The 20,271-nt window shown below is 75.9% G+C and carries 19 protein-coding genes and 2 pseudogenes; 9 read left to right on the top strand and 12 right to left on the bottom strand.

The window, feature by feature from the left end; genetic code table 11:
* The first annotated feature begins 299 nt into the window (after positions 1-299).
* Both LG634_RS38060 and LG634_RS32430 read left to right on the top strand, forming a co-directional pair.
* The gene (locus tag LG634_RS38060) at positions 300-425 is read left to right on the top strand and encodes a hypothetical protein (protein WP_264203878.1); all 126 of its coding nucleotides are present in this window, start codon (positions 300-302) and stop codon (positions 423-425) included.
* Positions 422-1,195: a nuclease gene (locus LG634_RS32430; protein ID WP_226739221.1), complete on the top strand. Its 774-nt coding sequence runs from the start codon at positions 422-424 to the stop codon at positions 1,193-1,195. The genes LG634_RS38060 and LG634_RS32430 overlap by 4 nt, the downstream gene beginning before the upstream one ends.
* Before the next feature lie 25 nt (positions 1,196-1,220).
* Here the strand turns inward: LG634_RS32430 and LG634_RS32425 are convergent, their stop codons facing one another.
* Both LG634_RS32425 and LG634_RS32420 read right to left on the bottom strand, forming a co-directional pair.
* Positions 1,221-2,027 carry a DUF2785 domain-containing protein gene (locus LG634_RS32425; RefSeq protein ID WP_226739220.1) on the bottom strand — a complete coding sequence of 269 codons (807 nt, stop codon included), beginning with the start codon at positions 2,025-2,027 and terminating at the stop codon, positions 1,221-1,223.
* 270 nt (positions 2,028-2,297) lie between these two features.
* On the bottom strand, positions 2,298-2,480 hold the full coding sequence (locus LG634_RS32420; protein WP_226739218.1) for a CsbD family protein: 183 nt from the start codon (positions 2,478-2,480) through the stop codon (positions 2,298-2,300).
* Between the two features lie 185 nt (positions 2,481-2,665).
* Here LG634_RS32420 and LG634_RS32415 point away from each other — a divergent pair, with 185 nt between their 5' ends.
* Positions 2,666-3,769 (top strand): carboxylate-amine ligase, encoded by a 1,104-nt coding sequence (locus LG634_RS32415; RefSeq protein WP_226739216.1) that lies wholly within the window; start codon positions 2,666-2,668, stop codon positions 3,767-3,769.
* 103 nt (positions 3,770-3,872) lie between these two features.
* Here the strand turns inward: LG634_RS32415 and LG634_RS32410 are convergent, their stop codons facing one another.
* On the bottom strand, positions 3,873-4,424 hold the full coding sequence (locus LG634_RS32410; RefSeq protein WP_226739214.1) for a type 1 glutamine amidotransferase domain-containing protein: 552 nt from the start codon (positions 4,422-4,424) through the stop codon (positions 3,873-3,875).
* 188 nt (positions 4,425-4,612) lie between these two features.
* On the opposite strand from LG634_RS32410, the gene LG634_RS32405 reads away from it, so the two are divergent.
* From LG634_RS32405 to LG634_RS32395, 3 genes are read left to right on the top strand one after another with little or no spacing between them, the layout of a single operon-like run.
* Positions 4,613-5,869 carry an MFS transporter gene (locus tag LG634_RS32405; protein ID WP_226739227.1) on the top strand — a complete coding sequence of 419 codons (1,257 nt, stop codon included), beginning with the start codon at positions 4,613-4,615 and terminating at the stop codon, positions 5,867-5,869.
* A complete protein-coding gene (locus tag LG634_RS32400; RefSeq protein ID WP_226739213.1) occupies positions 5,866-7,179 on the top strand; it encodes an MFS transporter in 1,314 nt (437 codons plus the stop codon). The genes LG634_RS32405 and LG634_RS32400 overlap by 4 nt, the downstream gene beginning before the upstream one ends.
* The gene (locus LG634_RS32395) at positions 7,176-8,357 is read left to right on the top strand and encodes an anhydro-N-acetylmuramic acid kinase (protein WP_226739211.1); all 1,182 of its coding nucleotides are present in this window, start codon (positions 7,176-7,178) and stop codon (positions 8,355-8,357) included. The genes LG634_RS32400 and LG634_RS32395 overlap by 4 nt, the downstream gene beginning before the upstream one ends.
* Positions 8,358-8,397: 40 nt before the next feature.
* Here the strand turns inward: LG634_RS32395 and LG634_RS32390 are convergent, their stop codons facing one another.
* The 3 genes from LG634_RS32390 to LG634_RS32380 form a co-directional block, all read right to left on the bottom strand.
* The gene (locus LG634_RS32390; RefSeq protein WP_372482534.1) at positions 8,398-8,925 is read right to left on the bottom strand and encodes an SMI1/KNR4 family protein; all 528 of its coding nucleotides are present in this window, start codon (positions 8,923-8,925) and stop codon (positions 8,398-8,400) included.
* A 77-nt stretch (positions 8,926-9,002) separates the two neighbouring features.
* On the bottom strand, positions 9,003-9,743 hold the full coding sequence (locus LG634_RS32385) for a carbonic anhydrase (RefSeq protein WP_226739209.1): 741 nt from the start codon (positions 9,741-9,743) through the stop codon (positions 9,003-9,005).
* 129 nt (positions 9,744-9,872) lie between these two features.
* Positions 9,873-11,387, bottom strand: coding sequence for an IucA/IucC family protein (locus LG634_RS32380; protein WP_226739207.1), 1,515 nt, complete (start codon positions 11,385-11,387; stop codon positions 9,873-9,875).
* A 48-nt stretch (positions 11,388-11,435) separates the two neighbouring features.
* Here LG634_RS32380 and LG634_RS32375 point away from each other — a divergent pair, with 48 nt between their 5' ends.
* Both LG634_RS32375 and LG634_RS32370 read left to right on the top strand, forming a co-directional pair.
* On the top strand, positions 11,436-13,052 hold the full coding sequence (locus LG634_RS32375) for an IucA/IucC family protein (RefSeq protein WP_226739205.1): 1,617 nt from the start codon (positions 11,436-11,438) through the stop codon (positions 13,050-13,052).
* Positions 13,053-13,141: 89 nt separating this feature from the next.
* On the top strand, positions 13,142-13,753 hold the full coding sequence (locus LG634_RS32370) for a flavodoxin family protein (RefSeq protein WP_226739203.1): 612 nt from the start codon (positions 13,142-13,144) through the stop codon (positions 13,751-13,753).
* Positions 13,754-13,825: 72 nt separating this feature from the next.
* Here the strand turns inward: LG634_RS32370 and LG634_RS32365 are convergent, their stop codons facing one another.
* Positions 13,826-14,185 carry a zinc ribbon domain-containing protein YjdM gene (locus tag LG634_RS32365; RefSeq protein WP_226739201.1) on the bottom strand — a complete coding sequence of 120 codons (360 nt, stop codon included), beginning with the start codon at positions 14,183-14,185 and terminating at the stop codon, positions 13,826-13,828.
* 63 nt (positions 14,186-14,248) lie between these two features.
* Complete coding sequence (locus LG634_RS32360) at positions 14,249-15,019, bottom strand: hypothetical protein (RefSeq protein WP_226739199.1); 771 nt, start codon at positions 15,017-15,019, stop codon at positions 14,249-14,251.
* 146 nt (positions 15,020-15,165) lie between these two features.
* On the opposite strand from LG634_RS32360, the gene LG634_RS32355 reads away from it, so the two are divergent.
* On the top strand, positions 15,166-16,194 hold the full coding sequence (locus tag LG634_RS32355; protein WP_226739197.1) for a S66 family peptidase: 1,029 nt from the start codon (positions 15,166-15,168) through the stop codon (positions 16,192-16,194).
* A gap of 16 nt (positions 16,195-16,210) precedes the next feature.
* On the opposite strand, the pseudogene LG634_RS32350 reads toward LG634_RS32355, so the two are convergent.
* The 4 genes and pseudogenes from LG634_RS32350 to LG634_RS32335 all read right to left on the bottom strand — a co-directional run.
* Positions 16,211-16,684: pseudogene (locus LG634_RS32350) on the bottom strand (GNAT family N-acetyltransferase); the annotation flags it as partial.
* A gap of 126 nt (positions 16,685-16,810) precedes the next feature.
* Positions 16,811-17,695, bottom strand: a pseudogene (locus LG634_RS32345) (LysR family transcriptional regulator); the annotation flags it as partial.
* Positions 17,696-17,920: 225 nt separating this feature from the next.
* On the bottom strand, positions 17,921-18,511 hold the full coding sequence (locus LG634_RS32340) for a hypothetical protein (protein WP_226739195.1): 591 nt from the start codon (positions 18,509-18,511) through the stop codon (positions 17,921-17,923).
* 136 nt (positions 18,512-18,647) lie between these two features.
* Positions 18,648-20,246, bottom strand: coding sequence for an SDR family oxidoreductase (locus LG634_RS32335; protein WP_226739193.1), 1,599 nt, complete (start codon positions 20,244-20,246; stop codon positions 18,648-18,650).
* Positions 20,247-20,271: the final 25 nt, after the last annotated feature.

Genomic DNA, 20,271 nt, shown 5'->3' with positions numbered 1-20,271 from the left:
ACCCCCGACCCTGCGGGGCCGTTTCCCCACCCCGCCCCTTCCCGAACCGGGGCTCCGCCCCAGACCCCGGTCCTCAAACGCCGGACGGGCTGGTTTTCGGGGCTCCGCCCCAGACCCCGCGCCTCAGACGTCGGCGAGGCTGAAACCTGCCGCGGAGCCCGGTGGCATCCGGCCGTCCTCGGTTCAGGTGAACGCGTGGGGTGGGGGGCACTGAGGCGAGGGGCGAAGGCGGCAGGCTGGGCGGCGATCGCGTTGCCCTCTGCGGACGGGTCCGTCCGCCAGTCCACCGGGAGACTCGCGTGCCCATGCTGCTCATCCAGGGGAACTACCAGATCATCGGCACCTCGCCGGACGGGGACACCGTGCAGTTCATGCCCCGGGACCCCGGCTATTGGGGGGGGACGTGCCCGGCACGGACCGGGTGAGCCGGAACGCCAGCGGGCGCGGCAAGATCCGGATGGACGGGATCGACGCCCTGGAGACGCACTACCGCGGGGTGGGTCCCGAGGACATCGGGCAGCCCGGGGAGCTGGCCGCCGAGGCCCGCAAGGAACTGCTGAAGTGGCTCGGCTTCACGGACGTCGTCATCTCCGAGGAGGGTGCCGACAAGGGGAGGGTGACCGCCTGCACCCCCGAGACCGTGCCCGGCTTCATCCTGGCGAGCGGTGCGGACGCGTTCGGGCGCTGCATCGCACTGGTCGGCCGGGGCCGGCCGCCGGCGCACACCCAGAGCGGCGACCTGATCACGGTGACGACCGACCTGCTGCACCAGACGGCCAACCACCACCTGCTGGACCGAGGCCTGGTCTACCCGACGTTCTACAGCAAGCTGCCCCGGGAACTGCGCGTGTGCATGTCCGAGACGGTCCGGCGGGCCCGCGGCGACAGTCCGCCCCGGGGCGTCTGGGCGAAGGACGTGACGTTCTCCGAGACGGGTGTGACGATCGAAAGCCTGGCGTCGATCACCGAGCAGCAGGTGATCCTGCCGAGGCTGTTCCGGCGGCTGTCCGACTACGTCCGCGTCTTCGGCCCGTCCCTGTCCTGCTTCCGCGCGTACCTCGCCGGCGAGATGGAGGAGTTCCTGCTCCCCTGCCGCGACGAACCCCTGAAGGGGTTCCAGAACGTCCTCCACATCTCCGGCGGCACCGTCCGGATGACCGAGCGGATCGAGGACGTCGTCTTCGTCGAGAGGTGAGCCGCCGGCCCGGTGGCGGCGGCGGTCAGCGCCTGATCATCAGGTCAAGCACCTCACCGAGCCGGGCCTTGACCGCCTCCCGGTGGTGCAGCGGCACCGGCTCCGCCTCGGCGGACGGGCGTACGCCGCGGTCGGCGAACACGTGGAGCAGGCGCAGGGTGCGCAGGCAGTTGGACAGGTGGGCGGGCACCGGGGTGGGGACCCGGTCGGAGCGGAAGCGGACGCCGATCGGGCCGAGCCAGTCGCACGCCTGCCGCTCGGTCATGTCGGTACGGGTCAGGACGCGGGCGACGGCCCGGGCCAGCCGGTCGTCCTCCAGCTGGTCGAAGACGTGGTCGGTGGGGGCCGTCAGCCGGGCGGCGGCCAGGTCGAGCATCCGGACCGGGTCCACGTCGGGGTGGCGGCCGAACCGGTCGAGCAGGTCGGCGCCGTGCGCGACCGCGTGCAGCCAGCCGAGGGTGGCGTCGTGGCCCCTGAGGTCCTCCTCGTGCGGGTACCAGCGGGCGAACGCGTCCACCCAGGCGGGCCGGAAGTCGCCCTTGGCCACGAGCATGTCGAGGACGAGCGGGGCGAACGTACGGGCCTCGGTCCGCGGGTGTTCGAAGCGTTCGGCCATCTCGTCGCCGAGCTCCAGGCGCCGGTCGGCGGGGATGACCCCGCGGGCTATCCAGGTGTGGAGGACGGTGTAGGGCGCGCCGTCGCGCACGTCCGGATCGGGGTCCGCGAGGGCCGCCGAGAGGGCGCGTACCAGGTCCTCCGGCGGGTGTCCGGCGGGGACGGCGCAGTCGGCGGCTTCGACCGCGACCCAGTCGATCTTGCTCGAGTCGATCACGGCAGGCACGATAGGCCGGTCCCTGCGGCAGCGCACCGGGATTTCGGGACCAGCGGGCGGGTGCGCACCGGCGAGTCCGGCCGCCCCTCGGCCACCGCCCGTTTCCGACCGCCCCGACCGCCCCGACCGCCCGTGATCCTCCCCGACCGGGGTCCTGACCGACCCGGCCGGGGACCCGTTCTGCCTGGTCACCGAGTAGCCGCCGCGCTCATGACGGCGGCGGGTGCGGCCGGCGTGTGCCGCACCCGCCGCCGGGCCGGTGCCCGGGGGTCACCGGTCCCTGTCGGTCATCCTCTTCATCCGGTGTGCGGCGTCGGCCGCGGACTCCTCCACCTTGCCCTTGGCCTGCTCCGCCTTGCCCTTCATCTCCATGCTCTCGTCGCCGGTCATGTCGCCGGTCTTCTCCTTGGCCTTGCCCTTGACCTGCTCGGCCTTGCCCTTGAGCTTGCCCATGACCATTCCCTTCGGGTCCGGGGTATCGGCTGACCGGCGCCTACCCCCGATCCGGATCCGCATGCTCGGCAATCTCCCGCCGCGGCACCCGCTTGTGTCCGCCGCGCCCGGGTAGCCGCAGGGTCCAGGCAGTCCCGGCGGTCCCGGCGGTCCCGGCGGCACCGAGCCGGCACGAGGAGGCGTTGATGAGCGTGCTCACCATGGGGGTGGAGGAGGAGTTCGTGCTGGTGGACCGGGATACGAGGCGCCCCGTGGACCGGGCGCCCGAGGTGATCGCGACCGCCGCCGGGGAGCTGGGCCCCCGGGTGCAGACGGAGTTCTTCAACGCCCAGGTCGAGGCCTGCACCGAGCCGGCCGCCGATCTCGGGCGGCTCCGCGACGACCTCGTACGGCTGCGACGGACCGTCGGCGCGGCCGCCGCGGAGCACGGCTGCCGGCTGGTGGCCACGGGCACGCCCGTGCTGCCGCCGGCCCGCCCCCTGACCGTCACGGACTCGGAGCGGTACCGGCGGATGGCCCGGCAGTTCGCGGCGCTCGTCGGCCGGTTCGACGGGCTGGTCTGCGGCTGCCACGTGCACGTGGGCACGCTGGATCGGTCCGAGGCGCTGGCGCTGGCGAACCACATGCGGCCGTGGCTGCCGGTGCTCCAGTCGCTCGCGGGCAACTCGCCGTTCTCGGGCGGCCGGGACACCGGCTTCGAGAGCTGGCGGTTCATGGAGTTCTCGCGCTGGCCGACCGTGGGACCCGCACCGGTCCTGGAGGAGCCGCAGTACGAGGCGTACGTCGGTGCCCTGGTGGCGCAGCGGGTGCTGATGGACCGGCGGATGGTGTACTGGTTCGCCCGGCCGTCCGAGCACTGTCCCACGCTGGAGATCCGGGTCGCGGACGTCAACGCCGAGCTGGACACGGTGGTGCTGCTGGCCGCCCTGGTACGCGGTCTGGCAGCGAGCCTTCTCGCCGCGGACGTGGCCGAGGGCAGGCCGCCGCCCGACGTGCCGGACCGGCGGCTGCGCGCCGCGCACGGCCTGGCCGCCGCGCAGGGACGCGCGGGTACCGGCCTGGACCCCGTGACCGGCGCAGCACGGCCCGCCGAGGACCTGGTGGACGCACTGGTCGCGCGGGCCGCTCCCGGACTGGAGGCGGCCGGCGACCGGGAACGGGTGGCACAGCTGCTCGGCCGGCTGCGCACCCGGGGCAGCGGGGCGGCCCGGCAGCGCGCCGTACTGCGCCGCCGCGGCCGGCTGACCGACGTGGTCGACGCCCTCGCGCTGACCACGACTGCCGCCTGAAGGACCCCGGACCTGGAGGACCCTGGACGGGGACGGAGCGGAAGGCCCCCGGACCCATCCGGAGGGCCGGGCGCCCCCGCGCCCGGCCCTCCGGGAGCCGTGCTCAGCCCGCGTGCTCGGTGACCGCCGCGAACTCCTCCACCAGTGCCGCGCAGAACGCGTCGAGGTCCGCCGGCTTGCGGCTGGTGACGAGCGTGCCCGGGGCGGCCCGGCAGACGTGGACCTGCTCGTCCACCCAGGTGCCGCCGGCGTTGCGGATGTCCATGGCCAGGCTCGGCCAGGAGGTCAGGGTGCGGCCGCGCACCATGTCCGCCTCGACGAGCGTCCACGGCGCGTGGCAGATGGCCGCGACCGGCCGGTCCATGCCGAAGAAGTGCCGGGCGAACCCCACGGCGTGCCCGTCGAGGCGCAGCGCGTCGGGGTTGGCGAGTCCGCCGGGCAGGACCAGGGCTCCGAAGTCCGCGGCGGGGGTGTCGCGGACCACGTCGTCCACGGCGAAGGTGTCGCCCTTGTCGAGGTGGTGCCGGGCCTGCACCCGCCCGGGTTCGGTGGACACCAGCCTGGGTTCCCAGCCTGCCGCGCGGACCGCCTGCCACGGCTTCTCCAGTTCCACCTGCTCCACTCCGTCGGGAGCCATCAGAAACGCCACTCTCATGTCCTCACGTCCTCGCCCCGTCGTAGCCGTACCTGCCCCCGTCCGTACGGCGCGGCTGCCCGGTGGCCGCGGCGTCATGCCCGGGGCGCGCCGCACCTCTGAGGGGGGTGGCGGGCTCCGGTCGGGGCGGATGACCGATGCGGCCGGGGTGCCTCACGGCCGACGATCGGCCGGTGACGACACGGGTGATGAGGCGGGTCCTGCGGGACCGCGATGCGGGGCTGTACTTCTCCGGGGTGGTGGTGTCGGGGTTCGGCACGACCGCGATGTGGCTGGTCGCCGGGGTGTGGGTGAAGACCCTCACCGGCTCGGACGGCCTCGCGGCGCTGACGGCGTTCGCGCTGTGGGCGCCGGTGCTGGCCGGTCCGGTGCTGGGGGCGGTCGCCGACCGGGTGCGGCGGCGGCCGCTGCTGGTGGCGGTGAACGGCGCGATGGCCGCGCTGCTGCCCTGCCTGCTGCTGGTCGGCTCGGCGGACCGGGTGTGGCTGCTGTTCGCCGTCCTGTTGCTGTACGGGACGGCGGGCGTCCTGGCGGACGCGGCGGGGTCCGCGCTGGTGCCGCAGGTGGTGGACGCCCGGCTGCTGGGCGACTTCAACGGGCTGCGGATGGCGGCGGGCGAGAGCATGAAGCTGCCGGCCCCGCTGGTGGGCGCGGTGCTGTTCGCCCGGTTCGGCGGGCCGTCGGTGGCGTTGCTGGACGCGGCGACGTTCGCACTGGCCGCGGGCGTCTTCGCGCTGCTGAGGGTCCGCGAGGAGCCTGCGCGCGAGGCCCGGTCCGGCGGGCTCGCGGAAGGGTCCCGGCAGCTGTGGCGCTCCCCCGTGCTGCGCCCGCTGCTGGCGGGTGCGGCGGCCACGATGCTGCTGGCCGGGGTGAACGGGGCGCTGGTCTACGCCGTCGTGGACGACGTGCTGGGACGCCCGCCCGCGTACGCCGGTCTGCTGTACGCCGTACAGGGCGCCGGGTCGGTCGTGGGCGGCCTGGCGGCCGGGCCGCTGCTGCGGCGGCTGCCCGGGCGGCCGGTCCTGGCGGCCGCGGTCGCCGTGTTCGCGACGGGTGCCGGACTGCGGGTGCTGCCGTACGAGGCGGCGGCCTGGGCCGGGAGCGCGTTGATCGGCGCCGGTCTGCCGGTCGTGCTGGTCACGGCCCTGACGGCGGTGCAGCGGGAGACTCCGGCGGCGGTCCTGGGGCGCACCGCGGCCACCGCGAGCACCCTGGTGCTGGCGCCGAACGCGCTTGCCCTGGCACTGGGGGCGGGGCTGGTCACGCTGGTGGACGTCCGGGTGCTGCTGCCGGTGGTCGGGGCGGCCGGGCTGGCCGTCGCGGCCCTCTCGGCGGCCGGGCGGCCGGTACGGCGGCCGGGCCGGGGTGTGGTGCCAGGGCCGCCCGGGGGAACGGCCGGGGCAACCGGTTCCGGACGGGAGGCGGCGGGAAATCTGGCGGAATGACGACCTCCGTTCTGTCACCGCCCGGGGTGGCACCGGTGGCCCGGCGGGCGCTGTTCGCGGGCGCCGTGGGCAACTTCGTCGAGTGGTACGAGTTCGGCGTCTACGGGTATTTCGCCCCGGTCATCGCCACGGCCTTCTTCGCCCCGGTCGGGGCGGGGATCGGGACCGACGCGGGCGCCGCCGCGCTGGTCGCCACGTACGCGACGTTCGCGCTGGCCTTCTTCTTCCGTCCGCTGGGGGCGCTGCTGTTCGGGCGGCTCGGCGACCGGGCCGGGCGGCGGCCGGCCCTGCTGGCCTCGCTGGGGCTGATGACCGCGGCCACCGCCGGCATCGGGCTGCTGCCGGGGCAGGCGACGGCCGGGCTGACCGCGCCGCTGCTGCTGATCGCCCTGCGGGCACTGCAGGGGCTGTCGGCGGGCGGCGAGTTCGGCGGGGCGGTGGCGGTGCTGACGGAGTTCGCCCCGCCGGGGCGGCGCGGCCGGTACGGCTCGTGGCAGTCCGCCACCGTGGCCCTCGGTCTGCTGGCCGGCGCGGCCACCGCGGCCGCGCTGGCCGCCGTGCTCCCGCCGGCCGCCCTGTACGCCTGGGGCTGGCGGATCGCCTTCCTCCTGGCGCTGCCGCTGGGCGCGGCCGCCCTGTGCGTCCGGGTGCGGCTGCCGGAGTCCCCCGGGTTCCGGCCGCCCCCGGCGGACCCGGCGCCGGTGCCCCTCGGCCGCCCGGAGCTGTGGCGGGCGGTGCTGCTCGGGGCCGGGCGGATCGTGGGGTGGTCCGGCGCCGGGTACGCGTTCCTCGTCGTCCTGCCGTCGTACCTGCACGGCACGCTCGGTACCTCGTACCGCGGTGCGCTGCTGGCGACCGTGCTGGCCAATGTGGGGTTCGCCGTGGTGCTGGTGCCCGCGGGGGTGCTCAGCGACCGGGTGGGGCGGCGTGCGGTGATGCTGGCCGGCACGGGACTGGTGATGGTGCTGGCGGTGCCGCTGTTCGCCCTGTTGCGGGACCCCGGGGCGCCGGCCGTGGCCAGGGGTGCGGCGCTGCTGTGCGCCGGGGCGCTGGTGGGGCTGCTGGCGGGTCCCGGGCCGGCGATGCTCGCCGAGATGTTCCCGGCCCGGACCCGCTGCACCGCGCTGGGGCTGGCGTACGCGCTGGCCAACGCGGTGTTCGCGGGCGGCGCGGGGCTCGTGATCACGTATCTGGCGCGGGTGACGGGCCGTACCGACGTGCCCGCCCTGTATGCCGTCGGGGCCTGTGCGCTCAGCCTGCCGGCGCTGTGGACGCTGCGCGCCGACGACCACCGCGGGCCGCTGCGGTGAGGGTCGTCGGCCTGATGTCGGGCACCTCGTACGACGCGGTGGACGCCGCGGCCGCGGACCTGGTGCTGGCGGACGGCACGCTCCGCCTGACCCCGCTGGGGACGCTCGGCCGGCCCTATCCGGACGTGCTGCGGGAGGCGCTGGCCCGCGCGATGCCGCCGGCGCCGGTGACGATGGCCGAGGTGTGCCGGCTGGACACGTGGATCGGGCAGGCCTTCGGGTCGGTGGCCCGACTGGCCGATCGCGAACTGTGCGCGGGAGCGGCTGAGTTGGTGGCTTCACATGGTCAGACGGTGTACCACTGGGCCGAGGAGGGCCGGGTGTACGGCACCCTGCAGCTGGGGCAGCCCGCGTGGATCGCGGAGGCCACCGGCTGCACGGTGGTGTCGGATTTCCGGCCCCGGGACGTCGCGGCGGGCGGCCAGGGGGCGCCCCTGGTGGGGCTGGTGGACCTGATGTGGCTGCGGGGGCGCCCGGGGCTGCCGGTCGCGCTGAACATCGGCGGGATCGCGAACGTCACGGCGGTCCGGCCGGGCGGGGCGGCGGTGGCCTTCGACACCGGTCCGGGGAACGCGCTGATCGACGCGGCGGTGCACGAACTCACCGGCGGCGGGCTGGCGTTCGACGTGGACGGCCGGATCGCCGCGGCCGGCACCGTGCACGAGCCGCTGCTCCGGCTCCTGCTCGCGGAGCCGTACTACCGGCTCCCGGCACCGCGCACGACGGGCAAGGAGCTGTTCAACTCCGGTTATCTGCAAGACGCGTTGGCGGCAGCCGGGATCGGCGGCGGTCCGACGCCGGACGTGGTGGCGACCCTCACCCTGCTGACGGCCCGCACGATCGCCGCGGCGGTCCGGCCGCTGGGCGCCACGGAGGTGGTGGTGTCGGGCGGGGGAACCCGCAATCCGGTGCTGATGGGGCTGCTCCGCCGGGAGCTGGCGGGCGTTCCGGTGGTCCTGTCGGACGGGCTGGGACTGCCCGCGCAGGCGAAGGAGGCGTACGCGTTCGCCGTGCTCGGTTTCCTCGGCGCGGTGGGGCTGCCGGGGAACGCGCCGTCCTGCACGGGGGCTTCGGGGGCGCGGGTCCTCGGGTCGCTGACGCCGGGCCGCCGCCCGCTGCGGCTGCCGGAGACCCCGGCCGAGCCGCCGGCCGCGCTCGTCGTCACCGACGCGCCGTGACGGCGGGCGGCGCAGCCGGGCCGGGCCGGGCCGTGGGGACTCAGCGGCAGAGCTCGAAGATCATGTCCTCGAAGTCGGGGAACTCCGCGCCGGCCGCCGCGACCAGCTCGGCCGCCGGGCGCCGCCGTCCCGGCGCGTACCGCTCGGCCAGAGCGGTCAGCTCCGCATGCGGCCGGCTCTCGCGCCCGGGGTAGTGCACCGCCTCGAACGGCCCGCTGCCGTCCGCCAGCAGCCACAGGTACGAGGCGAGGTCCTGGGCGACGGGCCCGGTGTCGCCCTCCGAGCCGAGGAACACCACCGGCTGCTCTTCGAGCGGCCGGCCGTCCCGGACCAGCCAGAACGCCGCGAACCCGCCCGACCCGTCCTGCCCGAACACCCGGAACGCGTCGCCGTCGAGCTCGTCGTTCGCGGTCCAGGCCCGGAACCACTCGGTGGTCTCCTCGGCGGACAGGAAGGCGTCGTGGGGCTCGTAGTCGATGGAGCCGTCGTCCTCGCCGTACGGGAAGGCGATGCCGGTGAGGGCCGTCAGGACGGCGGGGAAGGTGCGGTGGTTCTCGTGCGCGTTCACAGGAACAGGCTAGGGGGTGGGTCCGACAGCGGCGGCCCCGGCTGGGCAGGCGGAGGCGGGCCCGGCCGCGGCGGTCGTCAGTGGATCCGGTGGACGCGTTGGCTGGTCAGTTCGTAGCGGGCGCCGATGACGTTCAGGGTGCCGGCGGCGATGCGGACGGCCAGGTCCGGCTCGGCGGTCAGGCGGGCGGTGATCCGCCGGACGTTGGCGGTGACCGCCGCGTCCACCCGTGCGTCCCCGGTGAGGGTACGGTCGAGCACCGGCCGGATCTGCTGCGCGAGGTAGCGCACGTGGACCGGGAGCCGGTCGGCGTCCCGGTCCGCTTCGGCCGCGGCCCGGACGGCCCCGCACCCCTGATGGCCGAGGACCACGACCAGCGGGACCGCCAGCTCCAGCACGCCGTACGAGATGCTGCCCAGGACGGCCTCGTCGAGGACCTCGCCGGCCGAGCGGACCGTCAGGAGGTCCCCGAGCCCCTGGTCGAAGACCAGCTCGGGCGGGACCCGGGAGTCGATGCAGCCCAGCACGACCGCGAACGGGTGCTGTCCGCCGAGCAGCGAGCGCCGGACCGCCCGGGACTCCCCCGGGTGCTGCTCGTGGAGCGTGCGCCAGCGCTCGTTCCCGGCGGCCAGCTCCCGCCAGGCGGCGGCCGGTCCGGCCGGCGGCACCCCGTGCGCCCGCGCCCGGTCGACGGTTCCGCCGCCCTTCGCCCCGCACCCGGCCAGCAGCCCGCTGCCGGCCCCCAGCATCCCGCCCGCGCACACCCGTACGAACCCCCGCCGCCCGAACGCGCGCCGTCGACCCGCTCCACCGCTCATGCCCGCAGAACCTAGCCACCCGTCCCGCGCCGGTCCGCCGGACACCGCAGCCTTGGCCCGTCCTTGGCCCAACCTTGACGTCCTGTGATCCGTTCGGCCCGCGCCGGAGCGGGGTGTGCGGGTGCCGCGTCATCCCGCGAGGGGGTTCGGGAGGTTGGTCCACTGATCGCCGCCGGGGGCCAGCCGGCGGAGGGTGAGGGCCTTAGCGGGGAGCGGGCGGCTGCGCAGGGCCCGGACGGCGGGGCCGGCAGGCAGGTCGCGGGTGGCGGCGTCCAGCACCCGGCCGAGGGTGCCGGCGTCACCGGCCAGCGGGCCGAGGGCGCTGCCCACGAGGCAGCCGAGGGACTGGCGGCGCAGCCGGGCCGGGTCGTCTTCGAGCAGCCGGCCGGTCAGGGGCGGGGCGGGGAAGCCGTGCCGGGTCAGCAGGGCCGGGCTGAGGCGGATGTCGGCGAGGTCGCGGTAGACCAGGCGCCGCGGGTGGCCGTCGGCGTCGAGGACGGCCAGGAGGTTCTGGCCGTGCGCCTCCAGGGCCACGCCCCGGTCCAGGAGGTCCAGGCAGACGCCGAGCGCGAGGCGGGCGAGGGCGGTGATGCGGTCGAGGCGCTCGTGCGGGCTGCGGTCGGCGAGGCGGGCGCCGAGAGCGGCGACCGGGACGACCTGCTCCCCCGCCCGGGCGTCCGCGTACCCGTACGGCGATTCCCGCAGCATCGCGGCGAGTTCGGCGCTGCCGTCGCCGGCGGCCGCCAGGGTGCGGGCGATGTGCAGGCGGCCGCCGAGGCTGCCGGCGACCCGCTCCAGGGCCTCGGAGGTGGCCAGCGCGTGGGCCACCGAGTAGGCGGAGATGTCCCGTACGGACGAGGTCAGCTGCGTGCTCAGCGCGGTCTTCACGTGCACCGGGCCGCCGTCGCCGGCACCGTCGACGTGCAGGGTCCGCAGCGACATCAGCGGGTGGGCGTCGGGTCCGGGGAGCCAGGTGCGGCCGGTGAGGACGTGGCCGGCCTGCCAGGGGTGGACCGGCACCAGCACGGCCGGGCCGTCCCGCAGTCCGGCCGGCCAGGCCCCGCTCACCCGGGCGTCCGGCACCGGGGTCAGCCGCAGGCCGACCACCGGCCGGTGTTCCGGGGCGTAGGCGAGCTGCTCGGCGGCGGAGAAGCCGGGACGGGACCGGCAGGCGGGATGGTAGGGGTGGCCGTCGGTCGGGCGCTGCTCCCAGCCCCAGGGCTGCGCGGGAGGCCCGTCCGGCGCGGGCGCCGCCGTCCGGGACAGGGCGAGCGAGGCGACGCTGTGGCCCACGTCCGCCGTGAAGCGGGCGGAGTCCGGCAGGGCGAGGGCGGCCAGCAGCCCGGCGGGGTGGTCGTACGGCGTGCCGTCCAGCTCCACGGCCGCGACGGGCGTGTCCACGGCCCACGGGTCGGACGGCGGGCCGTGCAGCCGCCGGCCGTCGGCGAGCATCAGCGCGACCCCGTCGGCGGTCGTGGTGCGCCGCACCACCCACGGCAGCGGCTCGTGGACGAGGCCGCGCCACAGCCGGGCCAGCACCGCGGCCCGGGCGGCGGGCAGGGCGGCGCGGAACCGGTCCGTCAGGTCCGGGCGGACGGAGGCGAGTTCCGTGGCGAGGGCCCGCTCGGCGTGGGTGTATGACATGTGCGTGTCCTACCCCACGGACTCGGGGTCGCGCCTACTGTGTGGGCGATGGAGGAGGAGTTCGCCCGGGCGGCCGACGCACTGGCCGTGGCACCGCTGCTCAACTGCCTGCTGCGGGAAGCCGCCGCTCCGGCGGCGGACCCGGAAGGTCCCGGACCGGCGCACCGCCCCGGCCACGACGGCCGCAGCGGTCACGGCGGCCAGGGCCGCGGCAGCCGTGCCGTCTACCGGCTGCGCGCCGGCGGCCGGCTGCTGCGGGTGCGCGGCGGTCCGCGGCCCGCCGACCCGGAGCTGTGGACCGACGGCGTCTGGCAGCCGCTGGGCCACGCCGGGCTGGTCGCGCTGGCGGTCGCGGAGATGCACGCGTCGACCGGGCGGCCGGATCCGGGGGTCGCGGCCGAGATGGCCGCCAGCCGGACGGCCGTGGCGGCCGCCCTCGCCATCCGGGCCCGCACCGCTCCGCCCGCGGACCTGTGGCTCCGTTCCGAGCAGGCGCTCGTCATGGGCCACCCGTTCCACCCGGCTCCCAAGGCGTGCAGCGGCGGCCCGCCCGCCCGCTGGATGCGCTACGCCCCGGAGGCGTACGGCACGTTCCCGCTGGTCCTGCTCGGGGTGCGGGAGGACGCGGCGGTCGACGCGGGCGACACACGGGACCTCGACGGCCTCGGCCAGGCCCCGCCCGGCTACCGGCTGCTGCCCGCCCACCCCTGGCAGTACGAGCTGTCCCGCGGGCTGCCCGAGGTGCGGCGCGCGTTCGCCGACGGGCGGCTGGTCCGGCTCGGCCGGACACCGTGGCGGGCGGCGGCCACGGCGTCGGTGCGCACGGTGCACGTGCCGGCCGGACGGGGCGGCCCGGGGCCCGCCGAGGACCTGTTCCTGAAGTTCAGCCTGGACGTGCGGATCACGAGCGCGGTGCGCCGCATGAGCGGCTTCGAGCTGGTGCACATGCGCCGGGTGGACCCGTTCGTGACGGCCGCGTTCCGGGCGATGGGCGGCCCGGCGGCCTGGCTGCGGGAGCCGGGGCACCGTACGGTCGCCGGCCTGGAGGAAACGTTCCCCGTGCTGATCCGCGAAGGGCTCGGCCGGCACCTGGCGCCGGGCACCACGGCGGTGCTGGCCGGGGCGCTCGCCGAGGGCTTCGAGGGCAGTCCCCTGGACCGGGTGGCCGCTCCCCTGGCCTGGTGGCGGGCGTACCTGCGCTGCCTGGTCCCGCCGGTCCTGGACGCGTACGCGCGGTACGGCGTCTCGGTCGAGTGCCACCTGCAGAACACGCTGGTCGCGGTCGGCGCCGACGGCATGCCGGTGCACGGCGTGTTCCGGGACGGCGAGGGCGCCCGGGTGGTCCCGCAGGTCACCCGGGAGGCGGCGTGGCAGCGCCTCGTGTACTGCCTGGTCGTCAACAACCTGTCCGAGATCGCCGGCGCCCTGGCCGAGCGCTTCCCGGCCTCGGCCGGCGCGCTGTGGCCGGCGGCCCGTGCCGAGTTCGAGCGCTGCGCGCGGGCCCACGCGGGCCCGGCGGGCGGCCGGCCGGACGGGTTCCCCGAACTGACCGCCCTGCTGGCCGCGCCGACCGTGCCGGGCAAGGCCAACCTGCTGTCCCGCTGGTTCGACCCGACGGGTCTGGCACCCCGGTACCTGCCCTACCCGAACCCGCTGGCCGTCTGAGGGGCCGTCGCCCGCCCTCGGGGCAGGAGCTGATGACGCCGGATCGGCAGGTGGAATTTTCCGCGGGGAGGAGGAGGTTGCAAGCGTTCATGACCTTGGACACGAAGACACAGACGTCGGACGGCCGTTCTTTCCTCTTCGTCGTGGGCAGTTCGCGTGCCGACGGGAATTCGGAGCTCCTCGCCCGGGCGGCCGCCGAGCAGTTGCCCGCCGGGGTGCGGCAGCGCTGGGTGGACCTCAACGCGCTGGAGCTGCCGGACTTCCGGGACGGGCGGCACGAGACCGACGGAGCGCCGGCCACGGATGCGGAGCGGGATCTCCGGGAGGCCACGGAGGGAGCCACGGACATCGTCCTGGTGTCCCCGCTCTACTGGTACACGGTGTCCGCGCAGACCAAGCGCTACCTGGACTACTGGTCGGGCTGGCTGTCGGCGCCGGGTTCCGAGTTCAAGCAGCGGTCGGCCGGCGGCACGCTGTGGGGCGTGACGGTGATGGCGGACGCCGACGAGGTGCGGGCGGACGGGCTGGTCACCACCCTCCACCACACGGCGGCGTACCTGCGGATGCACTTCGGCGGTGTACTGCTGGGCAACGGATCCCGCCCGGGCCAGGTCCTGGGCGACGAGCGCGCCCTGGCCCGGGCGAAGACCTTCTTCCGGCAGGACGCGCCGCTCGCGGTGTTCCCCGGGGCGGCGGCATAGCGGGGGTGCAGCACGGGTGGGGGTGCCCCGGCGCCCCCACCCGGTCCTGCCCGGACGGCCGGTGCGGGGGCGTTACGCCTTCTTCACCACGCTGGACTTGAGCTGCATGTTGCCGAAGCCCTCGAGCCGGCAGTCGATGTCGTGGCCGTCGACGCCGTCGACCAGGCGGATGTTCCGCACCTTGGTGCCGGCCTTGATCCCGGACGGGCTGCCCTTGACCTTGAGCGCCTTGATCACGGTGACGGTGTCCCCGTCGGACAGCACGTTCCCGACCGCGTCCTTGATCACCTTTTCGCCGGGCTCACCGGCCTCCGCCCCGGCCGCACCGGCGGCGGTCCACTCGTGCCCGCACTCGGGGCAGACCAGGAGAGCACCCATCTCGTACGTGTAGGCGCCGGAACATTCGGGGCAGGGGGGCAGGATCTCGCTCATCCGGCGATCCTATGGGATGTACGGTGGGTCGCCCGCCAACCCGACACGGCACGTCGGACCAGGTCAGGGCTGTGCGGAGGCCCGCCGGCTGCGCGGCCGCCCGCGGTTGCGGGTGCGGCGGATGCGCTGCCGGCTGCTGAACAGGTACCCGTACGTCTCCCGGTCCAGCGCGGCCAGGGCAGGGTGCAGCGGCCGCTCGGACCAGTGCGGCACCGGCTCCGGTTCGTCGCGGTACTGGGCCACCCAGGCGAACTGTCCGGCGAAGACGGCGGCCAGCACCACCGCGACCAGGGGTTCGGTCAGGATCCGGTCGAAGAAGGCGAGCATCTCGACGGTCATCAGGACGAACACCCCCACCATGCCGCACACCCCCAGGCAGCCGATCTGCCGCGGCTCCGGCGGCCGGCGGGCCTCCAGCCGGGCCTGCCAGGCCGCGTGGAACGCGCGCCGGACCTCCGCGTACTCGGCGTCGTACAGCAGCAGTGCCCCCAGCGGGGCGCCGGCGGTGCGGCTGCGCAGGGCTTTCAGGAGGCCGTCGGGCAAGGGGTGGCCGGCGGTGCGGGCGGGGTCCCGTCCGGCGGGGGTCAGGATGAGGGTGCCGCGGTGGTTGACCCGGACCAGTCCGTCGCGCACCAGCTGGGCCGCGGCGGCCTGGACGTCGTCCCGGGGCCAGGCCGTGCCGTGGGCGAGGTGGTACGGGTCCACCACCAGCGGGTCGTCCCGCAGTCCGGCCCGCTGCCGGGCCCGGGCGTCGGCGCGGCGGCGCCACAGCAGCACCCCGCACAGCACCGCCGTGAGGGGCACCACGAAACCGAACAGGAGTACGTGCGCCACATGGTGAGCGTAGTACGCCAACGGCCTTGCCCGGCAACGGGTTTCGGCACCGGCGCCCCGGCACCGGCCGGCGCGCAGGACCACCGCCCGCCGCCCGGCGGAAACCCGGTGCCGGACCCTCACCCTGCCGTGCCAAGATCGCCCGTATGTCCATTCGATACCCGCGCCCCCTTCGTCCCGGTGACCGCATCGGTGTCACCTCCCCCTCCAGTGGGGTCCCCGAGCACCTCCTCGAACGCTTCAAGGTGGGCGTCGCCACCGTGGAGGCCCGTGGTTTCGACGTGGTGGTCGGCCGCTGCATGGACGGCTCCGGTCACGTCAGCGCGCCCGCCCGGGAGCGTGCCGACGAACTGACCGAGATGCTGCTCGATCCCGCCGTCCGGGCGGTCGTCCCGCCCTGGGGCGGGGAGACGGCGATCGACCTGCTGCCGCTGCTGGACTGGGACCGGCTGCGCGACGCCGAGCCGACCTGGCTGGTCGGATACTCCGACACCTCGACGCTGCTCACGCCGCTGACCCTGCTCACGGGGACGGCGACCGTCCACGGCAACAACCTCATGGACACCCCGTACCTGGTGCCGGACGGGCTGCTGTCCTGGCTGGACGTCGTCACGGCCGAGCAGGGGCAGCCGTTCACGCAGGTCCCGCCCGGCCGTTACCGGTCCGGCGGCTGGGACGACTGGGCCGCGGTCCCCGGCGTGCGGGAGCTGACGCTCGACGCCGCGGGCGCGTGGACCCGGCTGGACGGCAGCGGTGACGTGGACGTGGCGGGCCGGCTCATCGGCGGCTGCATCGAGACGCTATGCAACCTGACCGGCTCCCGCTACCTCGACACGGCCGCCTTCGCCCGCGCCCACGCGCCGGAAGGGCTGCTGGTGTACGTCGAGGCCGGCGGCGAGGGCGCCCTGGCCATCTGCCGGTACCTGCACGGCATGCGGCTGGCCGGCTTCTTCGACGCGGCGAACGCGGTGATCGTCGGCCGGGCCCCCGGGGCGGACGCGCCGTCCATGACGCAGCACGAGGCGGTCCTGGACGCGCTGGGCCCGCTGGGCGTGCCTCTGATCGCCGACGTCGAGTGCGGGCACGTGCCGCCGTTCATGCCGGTCGTGAACGGGGCGTACGGCCGGCTCGTGCACACGGCGGCCCGCAGCGAGCTGACGCAGACCCTGCGGTGAGGCGCGGGCCGGGCCGTCAGCGCGGGGCCGGGCGGTCGGCCCGGTAGACGTAGTGGGTGCGGTCGTCGGCGGGGTTGTCGGGGTCCAGCTGCGCCTCGCCGGTGCGGTGCAGGCCCGCCTTCTCCAGGGCCCGCCAGGAGCCCCGGTTCGCGGCGTGCACGGGGACGACGACCGCGGGGGCGTCCGGGTGGTCGGCCCAGGTGGCCGCGACGACCGCCCGGATGATCCGCGTGCCGAGGCCCCGGCCGGTGGCGGCGGGGTCGCCGATCAGGTAGTCGACGGTGACCGCCCCGTCCGGTACGTCGACCCCGGCGGCGGCGAGTTCGTCCCGGTAGCCGGGGTAGTCGGCGAACCGGCAGCGCTGGACCAGGCCGACGGGTTCGCCGTCGAGCAGCACCAGGAGGTCCTCCGAGGGCTCCAGGCCGCGGGCCGCCGGGCCGAAGTCCCGCTGCACCGCCTCGGGGGACGGGTCGTGGTGCCACCAGCGCGCCACGTGCGGCTGCGCCAGCCAGTTCCCCAGCAGCGGGAAGTCCGCTTCGGTGACCCGGCGCCACGTGATCACGGCCTGCCCCGCCTCCTGTCGGGCGGCGGTGTCCGGCACCCCTGCGGCAGCCCGCCCGGTGCAGCGCTCCGCGACCGTCTCCGCGAAAGCCCGGGCGGGCGGGGTGAGGGCGTCCCGGCTGCGGACGGCCCAGCCGACGGGCAGCGGCGGCAGGTCGGGCACGGGGACGAACCGCAGCGGCCCGTCCCCGGCGGCCCCCAGTCCGGGGACGGCGGGGACGACGGTGTGGCCGAGGCCGAGCTCGGCGAGCAGCAGCGCGGTGTCCCAGTCCGCGACGCTGGTGTCCGATCCGACGCGTACGCCCAGCCCGGCGAGGGCGGCGTCCAGCCGGGCGCCGGAGATCGAGTTGGGCGGCAGCCGGACGAGGCGGAGGCCGGCGAGGTCCGCGGCGGCGACGGTGGGCCGGGCGGCGAGCGGGTCGCCGGTGCGGACGGCCAGCACCCACGGCAGGTCGACCACCGGGTGCTGTTCGATGCCGGGCACGGGCGGGCCGATGGTGATCCAGGCCAGGTCGAGGGTGCCGGCGAGGAGGGCGTCGAAGCAGCGGCGGCTGGAGGTCTCGGTACGGAACTCCAGGCTGACTCCGGGGCGGTTGCGCCGGAAGGCGACGATGGCCTCGGCCATGAAGTGCCGGACGGTCGCGCCCCCGGTGCCGACGCGGACGGTGCCGCCGGTGCCGTCGGCCAGGTCGCGGAGCCGGTCCAGGGCGCGGTCCAGGCCGCCGATCCCGTCGGCGGCCGCCTCGTGCAAGATGCGGCCGGCCGCAGTGGGCACCACCCCGCGCGGGCGGCGCTCCAGCAGGCCGATGCCGGTCTCCTTCTCCAGCCGTTTGACGTGCTGGCTCACGGCCGACTGCGTGCAGCCCAGGTCCCGGGCCACGCCGCTGAGGCTGCCGGTCCGGCACACGGCCACGAACACCCGGAGATCGTCCAAGGTCACCGCACCACGGTAGACCACTACCCAAGGCAGAGCTTGGGGTTGGGCAAGGAAACCCCAGGATTGACTGGGCAGGTGACTCGGCGGGAAGATCATGGCGGGCCCAGGCGGCAACCCTGTCCGGTGTCCGCGGCCGGTTCCGGAGCCGGCCGCGGACACCGGACGGGGTGCCGACCACCACCCCGTGCGGACGGACCCGTTGCCGACGCGCATCGCGGACGCCCCGGGTCAGTCCGCCGTACGATCGAGCAGTTCCGCGCCGAATTCCGCGACGGTGATCCGGGCGCGCCCCATGTCGAAGACGGCCAGGCGGAACGCGGCCCGCGAGGAGACGCGAACCAGGGATCCGGCGGCCGCGGGGGCGACCTCGACGGTGACGATCTGGGCGAAGCCGCGGTGGGCGGGGGCCCGCCGGACCGCGCGCAGCTTCTGCGCGGCGCGGTCCTCTTGGCGGATCTTCGTGTCGGGGAGCGCCTTGAGCGCGCTCCGGGCGGCCCGGAACGCGGCCTGCGGGTCCGCGGGCACGCGCAGCTCCGCGTCGTGGCCGGCGGCGACCGTGCTGCGGTCCACCGGGATGCCGGCCGCGCGCAGTGCGCGCAGGTGCAGGACCCCGGAGACCAGGAAGATCAGGAGCAGCACCGTGGTGACGATGCCCGCGGCGGCGCCGGCGGCGGACAGGGTGTCCGGGAGCGGCCGGTCCGGGGCGTCCCCGCCGGCGTGCGTGGAGACGATCAGCGAGGCGGACAGGACCAGACCGGCGCCGACGGCGAAGGCCAGGGCTCGGGCGGCCATGTACATGTAGAGGGGAACGGCGGGCATGGTCGTGCTCCCTGGGGGCGTACTCGGGCCGGGGTGGGTGGCGGCGCCCCCGTGCGGACAGGGACGACCCTATCCAGGGAAGCGGAGAGATGGAGTCCGGCTGTGTCCCGACCCCGTCTCACGCCGGTCCGCTCCTCTACCTCGCGCGCGACGCGGCGGCGGCCTGCTCGGCGGTCCTGCTGATGCGGCGGGCCATGCCGCCGAAGACGACGGCGTGGAAGGGTGACACGCTCCACCAGTAGAGCTGGCCGGCGAGGCCGCGCGGGTGGAAGAGGGCGCGCTGGCGGTAGCGGGCACGGCCGTCGGCGGTGGGTTCCGCGTACATCTCCAGCCAGGCCAGTCCCGGCAGCCGCATCTCGGCGCGCAGGCGCAGCAGCCGGCCCGGTTCGACCTCCTCGACCCGCCAGAAGTCCAGGGAGTCCCCGACCCGCAGCCGGGCCGCGTCCCGGCGGCCGCGGCGCAGGCCCACGCCGCCGACGAGCCGGTCGAGCCAGCCGCGGACGGCCCAGGCGAGCGGGAAGGAGTACCAGCCGTTCTCGCCGCCGATGCCCTCGATCACCCGCCACAGGTCGGCGGGCCCGGCGGCCACCTCCCGCTCGCGGCTGTCCTCGTAGAGGCTGCCTCCGGCCCAGTCGGGATCGGTGGGCAGCGGATCGCTGGGGGCGCCGGGCAGGGCGGCGGACGACCAGCGGGTGGCGACGTCGGCCTCTCCCACCCGGCGCAGCGCCAGCCGCAGCGCCTCGTCGAACGGCAGCGGGGCGCCCGGCCCGTCGGGGACCCAGGCGGCGATGTCGTGTTCGGTGCACACGACCTCGTGGCGCAGCGACTCGGCGAGCGGCCGGGCCAGGCTGCGCGGGACCGGGGTGACCAGGCCGATCCAGTGGCTGGAGAGGCCCGGCGTGAGCATGGGCACGGGCAGCACCAGGCGCCGGGGCAGCCCGGCGACGGCGGCGTACCGGAGCATCATGGCGCGGTAGTTGAGGACGTCCGGTCCCCCGATGTCGAAGGTGCGGCTGACGTGGTCGGGCATGCGGGCGCTGCCGACGAGGTAGCGCAGCACGTCGCGGACGGCGATGGGCTGGACGCGCGTGGACACCCAGCTGGGCGTGACCATCACGGGCAGCCGCTCGGTGAGGTAGCGCAGCATCTCGAACGAGGCCGAACCGGAGCCGATGACGACGGCGGCCCGCAGCACGGTGGTCGGGACCCCGGAGGCGAGCAGGATCCGGCCGACCTCGGCGCGGGAGCGCAGGTGCGGTGAGAGGTGTTCCTCGGGGACGTCCGCGGGGGCGAGCCCGCCGAGGTAGACGATGCGGCGCACGCCGGCCGCGCGGGCCTCGGCGGCGAAGGTCTCGGCGGCGCGGCGGTCGGTGCGCTCGAAGCCGGGGCCGGAGTTCATGGAGTGCACGAGGTAGTACGCGACCGCCACGCCGCGCAGCGCGGACCGCAGGCTCGCCGCGTCGGTGACGTCGCCGCGGACCGTCTCGACCCGGCCGGCCCACGGGTGGTCGCGCAGGTGGGCGGGGGTACGGGCGAGGCAGCGCACGCGGTGGCCGGCGTCGAGGAGTTCGGGCACGAGGCGGCCGCCGATGTAGCCGCTGGCCCCGGTGACGAGGCAGAGCGCGCCTTCGGGGCCCGGCGCGCTCCCGGGTTCCGCGCCGCCGGGCCGGTCCGCGGGGGCGGGGTGCGCTGCGGAGCGGTCGGCGTCCGCCGGGCGGCCGTGGTCTGCGTCCATGCCGCATTCTCGCCCCCGGCCCCGG

Source organism: Streptomyces bambusae, assembly GCF_020532645.1.
Classification (GTDB): domain Bacteria; phylum Actinomycetota; class Actinomycetes; order Streptomycetales; family Streptomycetaceae; genus Streptomyces; species Streptomyces bambusae.
The sequence above is the reverse complement of the archived record's forward strand: the minus strand, read 5'-3'. Positions and strand labels throughout refer to the sequence as shown.

Bases quoted from the DNA above. Each gene is read 5' to 3' on its own strand.
- LG634_RS32380 (WP_226739207.1), bottom strand. From the start codon at position 11,387: ATGTCATACACCCACGCCGAGCGGGCCCTCGCCACGGAACTCGCCTCC.
- LG634_RS32335 (WP_226739193.1), bottom strand. From the start codon at position 20,246: ATGGACGCAGACCACGGCCGCCCGGCGGACGCCGACCGCTCCGCAGCG.
- LG634_RS32410 (WP_226739214.1), bottom strand. From the start codon at position 4,424: ATGAGAGTGGCGTTTCTGATGGCTCCCGACGGAGTGGAGCAGGTGGAA.
- LG634_RS32400 (WP_226739213.1), top strand. From the start codon at position 5,866: ATGACGACCTCCGTTCTGTCACCGCCCGGGGTGGCACCGGTGGCCCGG.
- LG634_RS32370 (WP_226739203.1), top strand. From the start codon at position 13,142: ATGACCTTGGACACGAAGACACAGACGTCGGACGGCCGTTCTTTCCTC.
- LG634_RS32375 (WP_226739205.1), top strand. From the start codon at position 11,436: ATGGAGGAGGAGTTCGCCCGGGCGGCCGACGCACTGGCCGTGGCACCG.
- LG634_RS32355 (WP_226739197.1), top strand. From the start codon at position 15,166: ATGTCCATTCGATACCCGCGCCCCCTTCGTCCCGGTGACCGCATCGGT.
- LG634_RS32420 (WP_226739218.1), bottom strand. From the start codon at position 2,480: ATGGGCAAGCTCAAGGGCAAGGCCGAGCAGGTCAAGGGCAAGGCCAAG.
- LG634_RS32365 (WP_226739201.1), bottom strand. From the start codon at position 14,185: ATGAGCGAGATCCTGCCCCCCTGCCCCGAATGTTCCGGCGCCTACACG.
- LG634_RS32405 (WP_226739227.1), top strand. From the start codon at position 4,613: ATGAGGCGGGTCCTGCGGGACCGCGATGCGGGGCTGTACTTCTCCGGG.
- LG634_RS32385 (WP_226739209.1), bottom strand. From the start codon at position 9,743: ATGAGCGGTGGAGCGGGTCGACGGCGCGCGTTCGGGCGGCGGGGGTTC.
- LG634_RS32340 (WP_226739195.1), bottom strand. From the start codon at position 18,511: ATGCCCGCCGTTCCCCTCTACATGTACATGGCCGCCCGAGCCCTGGCC.
- LG634_RS32415 (WP_226739216.1), top strand. From the start codon at position 2,666: ATGAGCGTGCTCACCATGGGGGTGGAGGAGGAGTTCGTGCTGGTGGAC.